Genomic DNA, 7056 nt, shown 5'->3' on the forward strand with positions numbered 1-7056 from the left:
AAAATAGATAACAGATAGAGATATTACCCGTTATATAGATATTCAATCCGGTTCTATGATGGTCCCAACCTCATGCGAGGAAGAGGATTACCATCATGACCTGCTCAACTGCCATTACTTACAAACCTTTCAGTCACCTGGCCCGTCCACGGGAAGTGATTCGCCAGTTCACGCCCAACTGGTTTGCCGCCACCATGGGCACCGGCGTGCTGGCCCTTGCGCTGGCCCAAGTGCCGGCCCACTTGCCCGGTCTGCACACCGTTGCCGAAGGGCTGTGGATGTTCACCGTCGGCCTGTTCGTGCTGTTCAGTGTGTTGTACGCGGCCCGTTGGCTGATGTTTTTCCACGAGGCGCGGCGGATTTTCGGGCACTCCACCGTCTCGATGTTCTTTGGCACCATCCCCATGGGCCTGGCGACGATTATCAATGGTTTGCTGTTGTTTGGGCTGCCGCGCTGGGGCGCCGATGTGGTGCCGTTGGCCGAAGCCTTATGGTGGCTGGACGTGGCGATGGCCCTGGCCTGCGGCGTGCTGATCCCATTCATGATGTTCACGCGCCAGCAACACAGCATCGACCAGATGACCGCCGTGTGGCTGTTGCCGGTGGTCGCCGCTGAAGTCGCTGCCGCCAGCGGTGGCCTGCTGGCGCCGCACCTGGCCGATGCTCACTCGCAGCTGGTGATGCTGGTGACCAGCTATGTGCTGTGGGCGTTTTCCCTGCCGGTGGCCTTCAGCATCCTGACCATCCTGATGCTGCGCATGGCCTTGCACAAACTGCCTCACGCCAACATGGCCGCGTCCAGCTGGCTGGCCCTCGGCCCTATCGGCACCGGTGCATTGGGTATGTTGTTGCTGGGCGGCGACGCACCGGCGATCTTCGCGGCCAACGGTTTGCCAGGCGTAGGGGAGATGGCCAACGGCCTCGGCCTGGTGGCCGGCATTACCCTGTGGGGCTTCGGCCTGTGGTGGATGCTGATCGCCGTGTTGATCACCCTGCGTTACCTGCGCGCCGGCATTCCGTTCAACCTGGGCTGGTGGGGTTTTACGTTCCCGCTGGGGGTTTATGCCTTGGCCACACTGAAGCTTGCGAGCCTGCTGCACCTGGGGTTCTTCAGTGTGTTCGGGTGCGTGCTGGTGGGGGCGTTGGCGCTGATGTGGCTGATCGTTGCCACGCGCACTGTGCAGGGCGCCTACAAAGGTGAGCTTTTTGTATCGCCCTGCATTGCAGGACTAGGGAATAAGTAAGCGGGATTAGGTAAAGTCGTGGCCTGTCTTTTTATAAAAACCGGCAATCAAGCCTACCAGGCCACGCAGGAACACGGACGATGAGCCACCCCTCACAATTTACCTTGCTGCGCACACGGCGTTTCCTGCCGTTTTTCATCACCCAGTTGCTGGGCGCCTTCAACGACAACATCTTCAAGCAATCGCTGATCCTGGCCATTCTCTACAAGCTCACCATCGACGGTGACCGCTCGATCTGGGTCAACCTGTGCGCATTGTTGTTTATCCTGCCGTTCTTCCTGTTCTCGGCGCTGGCGGGGCAATTCGGCGAGAAATTCAACAAGGACGCATTGATCCGCGCGATCAAGATCGGTGAGATCGTGATCATGAGCGTCGGCGCCACCGGGTTCCTGTTCAACCACCTGGAGCTGATGCTGCTGGCGCTGTTTGCCATGGGCACGCATTCGGCGCTGTTCGGACCGGTGAAGTATTCGATCATGCCCCAGGCCCTGCACGACGATGAATTGGTGGGCGGTAACGGCCTGGTGGAAATGGGCACGTTTCTGGCGATCCTGGCCGGCACCATTGGCGCCGGGATCATGATGTCTTCGACCCATTACGCACCAATCGTGGCCGTGGCAATTGTCGGTATGGCAGTGCTGGGTTATTTGGCCAGCCGCAGCATTCCGCGCGCGGCGGCGTCTACTCCAGGGCTGCGCCTGAACTGGAACATATTCAGCGAATCGTGGGCCACCTTGCGCCTGGGCCTGGGGCAGACCCCGGCGGTGTCGCGTTCGATTGTCGGCAACTCGTGGTTCTGGTTTGTCGGCGCGATTTACCTGACGCAAATCCCGGCCTACGCCAAGGAGTGGTTGTACGGCGATGAAACTGTAGTGACCTTGATCCTCACGGTGTTCTCGGTCGGTATCGCCCTGGGCTCGATGCTCTGTGAAAAGCTCTCCGGGCGTAAGGTGGAAATCGGCCTGGTGCCCTTTGGCTCATTTGGCCTGACAGTGTTCGGGCTGCTGCTGTGGTGGCACTCCGGCGGCTTCCCGCAAAGTGCTCAGGAACATGACTGGCTCGGCGTACTCGGCTACGGCCAGGCCTGGTGGGTGTTGTTCGATATCCTCGGGCTGGGCGTGTTCGGCGGCTTCTATATTGTGCCGCTGTATGCGCTGATCCAGTCGCGCACCGCTGAAAACGAGCGTGCGCGGGTGATCGCGGCCAACAACATTCTCAATGCGCTGTTCATGGTGGTGTCGGCCATCGTCTCGATCCTGCTGCTGAGCGTGGCCAAGCTGTCGATTCCCGAATTGTTCCTGGTAGTGTCGCTGCTCAATATCGCGGTCAACACCTACATCTTCAGGATCGTCCCCGAGTTCACCATGCGTTTCATGATCTGGCTGCTCAGCCATTCCATGTACCGCGTGGAGCACCGCAACCTTGAGCTGATTCCGGACGAGGGCGCGGCGTTGCTGGTGTGCAACCACGTGTCGTTTGTCGATGCGCTGTTAATCGGCGGCGCAGTGCGTCGGCCGATTCGCTTTGTCATGTACTACAAAATCTACCGTTTGCCGGTGCTCAATTTTATCTTCCGCACTGCGGGGGCGATTCCGATTGCCGGGCGTCACGAGGATATCCAGATCTACGAAAAGGCCTTCGCGCGAATTGCCCAGTACTTGAAGGAAGGCGAGTTGGTGTGCATTTTTCCGGAAGGCAAGCTCACCGGGGACGGTGAGATGAATGAGTTCCGCGGGGGCGTGACGCGCATTCTGGAAGAAACGCCGGTGCCGGTGATTCCAATGGCGTTGCAGGGCTTGTGGGGGAGTTTTTTCAGTCGCGATCCGAACAAGGGGTTCTTTCACCGGATCTGGTCGCGGGTGGTGCTGGTGGCGGGTGAGCCGGTGACGGTCGAGGCGGCGACGCCTGCGCAGTTGCAGGAACGGGTGGGGGTATTGCGGGGGAGTGTCAGGTAGTTTTTTACTGACTGTTCGGGCCTCTTCGCGAGCAAGCTCGCTCCCACCGTTGACCGAGTTGTTCAAGCGAACGCGGTTTACTGTGGGAGCTGGCTTGCCTGCGATAGCGACAGTGAATTAGGCGCTGATCTTAAGGCCAATCAGCCCGCAGATAATCAACGCCACACTGGCCAACCGGAACAACGCCATGGACTCGCCAAACAGAATGATCCCGGCGATCACCGTGCCCACCGCGCCGACACCGGTCCAGATGGCATAGGCGGTGCCCAGCGGCAGTTCTTTCATGGCAAGGCCCAGCAGGCCGAGGCTGATGGCCATGGCGGCAATCGTCAGGGCGGTGGGCAATGGCTTGCTGAAACCATCGGTGTACTTCAAACCGACCGCCCAGCCCACTTCAAACAGCCCGGCAAAAAACAGGATGATCCAGGACATGATGACCTCTCTTCTAAAAGTGGGGTCGTCCCCTGGAATAGCGCTCGACAGCGTCGCGGGGTCGTCCCCGCGAAGCTCGGTAGAGTGCCGAATATCGATCAGACGATCAAGTTTTCGGCGTGTTTTCCAATACCCGGCGGTCTTCCTTTTCGCTCATGCGGCGGAAGTAGGTCGACAGCAACGCCCCGGAAATATTGTGCCAGACGCTGAACAGCGCACTGGGTACCGCCGCCAATGGCGAAAAATGCGCACTGGCCAACGCGGCGCCCAGCCCGGAGTTCTGCATGCCGACTTCCAGCGCCAGCGACTTGCGCTGGGCCAGTGGCAGTTTGAACAACCGGCCGGTGAAGTAACCCAGTAAGTAGCCGAAGCTGTTGTGCAGCATCACCACGGCCATGATCAACAGGCCCGATTCGGCGATCTTGGCCTGACTCGCCGCCACCACGGCCGCAACGATGATCACGATGCTCACCACCGATACCAGCGGCAGTACTTGCACCGCATGGCGCACGCGCTCGCCGAGCACACGTTGCGCGATCACGCCGAGCACAATTGGTAGCAGCACCACTTGCAGGATCGACCAGAACAACTCCATGAACGACACCGGCAGCCAGGCCGACGCCAGCAGCCAGATCAGCGCCGGCGTGAGCAGCGGGGCGAGGAGGGTGGTAACGGCGGCAATCGCCACCGACAACGCCAGGTCACCACGCGCAAGCCAGGTCATCACGTTGGACGAGGTGCCGCTTGGGCAGCACCCGACAAGGATCACGCCGACGGCAATGTCCGGCGGCAGGTGGAAGGCCTGGCACAGCAACCACGCCATGCCCGGCATGATCACAAAGTGCGCGACCACGCCCAGGGCCACGCGCCACGGATGGCGGGCAACCTCGGCGAAGTCTTCAAGTTTCAAGGTCAGCCCCATGCCGAACATCACCAGGCCCAGCAGCGGCACAATGGCGCCTTTCAGGCCAATGAACCAGCCGGGCTCAAGGAAGGCGAGCACCGCGAAAATCAACACCCAGTAGGCGAAGGTATTGCCGACGAAACGGCTCAAGGCGGCGAGTGCGCGCATGGGGATGTCCTTGTTATTAGTTAAGTTCGGTAACGCGGATGTCTGCTTGGAAACCCAATCAAATGTGGGAGCGGGCTTGCTCGCGAATGTTGTGGATCAGTCAACCTATCCAGTGACTGACCCACCGCATTCGCGAGCAAGCCCGCTCCCACATTTTTGACCTTGAGTCGACTTAGATGCCCTGTGGGGTTTCTTCGCCGCCCAGTGCCTCAACCAGCGCCGGCAGAAATTCGCCGAACGTCAGCATCATCAGGGTAAAGCTGGCGTCCAGTTGGCCCAGGGCTTCGTCGCCACCGTCCTGTTCGGCCTGGTCTTGCAACAGGTCTTCGAACTTCAGGCGCTTGACGGTCATTTTGTCGTCGAGCATGAAGGACAACTTGTCCTGCCAGGCCAGTGACAGTTGGGTTACGACTTTGCCGGTGGTCAAGTGCAGCTGGATTTCTTCACCGGTCAGGTCCTGGCGCTTGCAGCGCACAATGCCGCCGTCTTCATGGGTGTCGCGCAATTCGCATTCGTCGAGGACGAAGAAGTCATCGGCCGGTTTTTGCGTGGTGACCCAATCGGTCATGATCGCGGTTGGCGCGGTTTTTACCGTGAGCGGGCGAACCGGCAGGGTGCCGATCACTTCACGCAGGGTCGACAGCAGGTCTTCGGCGCGCTTGGGGCTTGCCGAGTTGACCAGGATCAGGCCCTGTTTCGGCGCAATGGCGGCGAAGGTCGACGAGCGACGGATAAAGGCGCGCGGCAGGAAGGCCTGGATGATTTCATCCTTGATCTGGTCGCGTTCCTTTTTATAGACCTTGCGCATTTGCTCGGCTTCGATCTCTTCGACTTTCTCTTTGACTGCGTCGCGCACCACGCTACCCGGCAGGATACGTTCTTCCTTGCGCGCGGCGATCAGCAGGAAGTCACCGCTGACGTGAACCAGGGGAGCGTCTTCACCCTTACCAAAAGGGGCGACGAAACCGTAAGTGGTCAACTCCTGGCTTGCACAAGGGCGCGCCAGTTTGGTGGCCATGGCCGCTTCCAACGCCTCGGCATCAACAGGCAGATCTTGGGTCAGGCGATAGATAAGCAGGTTCTTGAACCACATGGGGTGAGTCTCTCCTTTATACAAAGGGGGGCATTATTCTCTTGATAGCGCTCGAGGCCAACCCTGCCTAAGCCATTGGAAGGGCTGAAAAAAAAGATTTAAGAAAGTGCTTGCCAGACCTAGGGTCGCTCCGTAGAATGCGCGCCACACCGAAACGAAGGGTGATTAGCTCAGCTGGGAGAGCATCTGCCTTACAAGCAGAGGGTCGGCGGTTCGATCCCGTCATCACCCACCATTCGCTTCATGTGTTACGCGCAGCGGTAGTTCAGTCGGTTAGAATACCGGCCTGTCACGCCGGGGGTCGCGGGTTCGAGTCCCGTCCGCTGCGCCATATTCGGTCACCTGGAACGCTGAACGCCAGGTCACCACAGGAAGCCCGCTCATTGAGTGGGCTTTTTGCTGTCTGGGGTGTGCGAAACCTCAAAAAACGCCGCCGATCATTTCCGATGATCGGCGGCGTTTTTTATTGGCCGGTTAGCAATCTCAGCGCGTGGTAACCATGACATTGCGTGGTTCGCCATACCCGGCGCAGTTATAGAAACCGATGTTGGTGCAGTAGGACTTGTCGAAGCTGTGGTTGACGTTCAGCGTCGCCGAAATGTCTTTGGTGATCTGGTAGCGCGTCATCAGGTTCGCCAACCAGTAAGCGTCCTGGGAAAACGCTTCATAGTTGCCGTGGGGGCTGTTGTAGATGTCCTGCCAGCCCGGCGCCAGTTTGCCGGTCATTTGCAGTTCATAACCCTTGCTCACCGCCTTGGTGCCTTTGCAGGCATAGCGGGTTGGGGTCGGCGTCTGGTTGTTGTAATCGTCGTCGGACACCGAGCGATTGTTTTCGTGGATTTCAAAATAGGCCGCGCTGGCCTTCAGGCGTCCGTCGAAGAAGTCTGCCTTGAGGCCCAGCTCGTAGTTCTGGCGCAATTTGTTTCGCGGTCGCGGTTGTAGCTTTCCTGGGGCATGAAGAGGTCGGTATAGCTGGCGTACACCGAGTAGGTTTCGTTGCGGTCGTGGATCGCGCCAATGTACGGTACGAAGCGCCCGGTGAACGCAATAGACTCGCGTTTGCGGGTCAGAGGCCCGGTTTTCCGGGGGCGTGCGCCGCGCCTATGAAAATATTTCAAATAAAGTGCATTTAAATCAAGACATTGCAGATTTTTGGTGTATGATGCCGCCCACACCGAAAGTGAAGGGTGATTAGCTCAGCTGGGAGAGCATCTGCCTTACAAGCAGAGGGTCGGCGGTTCGATCCCGTCATCACCCACC

5 protein-coding genes, 3 tRNA genes and 1 pseudogene are annotated in these 7056 nt (G+C 59.1%); 5 read left to right on the forward strand and 4 right to left on the reverse strand.

Translation table 11 applies throughout. The features are described 5' to 3' along the window. Nucleotides 1–95 precede the first annotated feature (95 nt). The gene (locus AACV02_RS04020; protein ID WP_119735558.1) at nt 96–1244 is read left to right on the forward strand and encodes a TDT family transporter; all 1149 of its coding nucleotides are present in this window, start codon (nt 96–98) and stop codon (nt 1242–1244) included. Between the two features lie 80 nt (nt 1245–1324). Beyond that, a complete protein-coding gene (locus AACV02_RS04025) occupies nt 1325–3199 on the forward strand; it encodes an MFS transporter (protein ID WP_119735559.1) in 1875 nt (624 codons plus the stop codon). A 117-nt stretch (nt 3200–3316) separates the two neighbouring features. Here the strand turns inward: AACV02_RS04025 and sugE are convergent, their stop codons facing one another. From sugE to rdgC, 3 genes are all read right to left on the reverse strand, one after another. After that, nucleotides 3317–3631, reverse strand: coding sequence for a quaternary ammonium compound efflux SMR transporter SugE (gene sugE / locus AACV02_RS04030; RefSeq protein WP_010166396.1), 315 nt, complete (start codon nt 3629–3631; stop codon nt 3317–3319). A gap of 106 nt (nt 3632–3737) precedes the next feature. After that, nucleotides 3738–4703, reverse strand: coding sequence for a bile acid:sodium symporter family protein (locus AACV02_RS04035; protein ID WP_119735560.1), 966 nt, complete (start codon nt 4701–4703; stop codon nt 3738–3740). 172 nt (nt 4704–4875) lie between these two features. Beyond that, complete coding sequence (gene rdgC / locus AACV02_RS04040) at nt 4876–5796, reverse strand: recombination-associated protein RdgC (protein ID WP_119735561.1); 921 nt, start codon at nt 5794–5796, stop codon at nt 4876–4878. Between the two features lie 159 nt (nt 5797–5955). Between rdgC and AACV02_RS04045 the strand changes: the two genes are divergently transcribed. Beyond that, nucleotides 5956–6031 (forward strand) — tRNA-Val (locus tag AACV02_RS04045). 19 nt (nt 6032–6050) lie between these two features. Then, nucleotides 6051–6127: transfer RNA gene (locus AACV02_RS04050), tRNA-Asp, on the forward strand. 152 nt (nt 6128–6279) lie between these two features. Here AACV02_RS04050 and AACV02_RS04055 read toward each other — a convergent pair. Next, a pseudogene (locus tag AACV02_RS04055) lies at nt 6280–6866 on the reverse strand (TonB-dependent receptor domain-containing protein); the annotation flags it as partial. A 115-nt stretch (nt 6867–6981) separates the two neighbouring features. On the opposite strand from AACV02_RS04055, the gene AACV02_RS04060 reads away from it, so the two are divergent. Beyond that, nucleotides 6982–7054 (forward strand) — tRNA-Val (locus AACV02_RS04060). Nucleotides 7055–7056 lie beyond the last annotated feature (2 nt).

Source organism: Pseudomonas sp. Larv2_ips, from assembly GCF_963879675.1.
Taxonomy (GTDB): Bacteria; Pseudomonadota; Gammaproteobacteria; order Pseudomonadales; family Pseudomonadaceae; genus Aquipseudomonas.

Excerpts from the sequence above, each read along its gene's own strand:
- AACV02_RS04025 (WP_119735559.1), top strand. The coding sequence starts at position 1,325 with ATGAGCCACCCCTCACAATTTACCTTGCTGCGCACACGGCGTTTCCTG.
- sugE (WP_010166396.1), bottom strand. The coding sequence starts at position 3,631 with ATGTCCTGGATCATCCTGTTTTTTGCCGGGCTGTTTGAAGTGGGCTGG.
- rdgC (WP_119735561.1), bottom strand. The coding sequence starts at position 5,796 with ATGTGGTTCAAGAACCTGCTTATCTATCGCCTGACCCAAGATCTGCCT.
- AACV02_RS04020 (WP_119735558.1), top strand. The coding sequence starts at position 96 with ATGACCTGCTCAACTGCCATTACTTACAAACCTTTCAGTCACCTGGCC.
- AACV02_RS04035 (WP_119735560.1), bottom strand. The coding sequence starts at position 4,703 with ATGCGCGCACTCGCCGCCTTGAGCCGTTTCGTCGGCAATACCTTCGCC.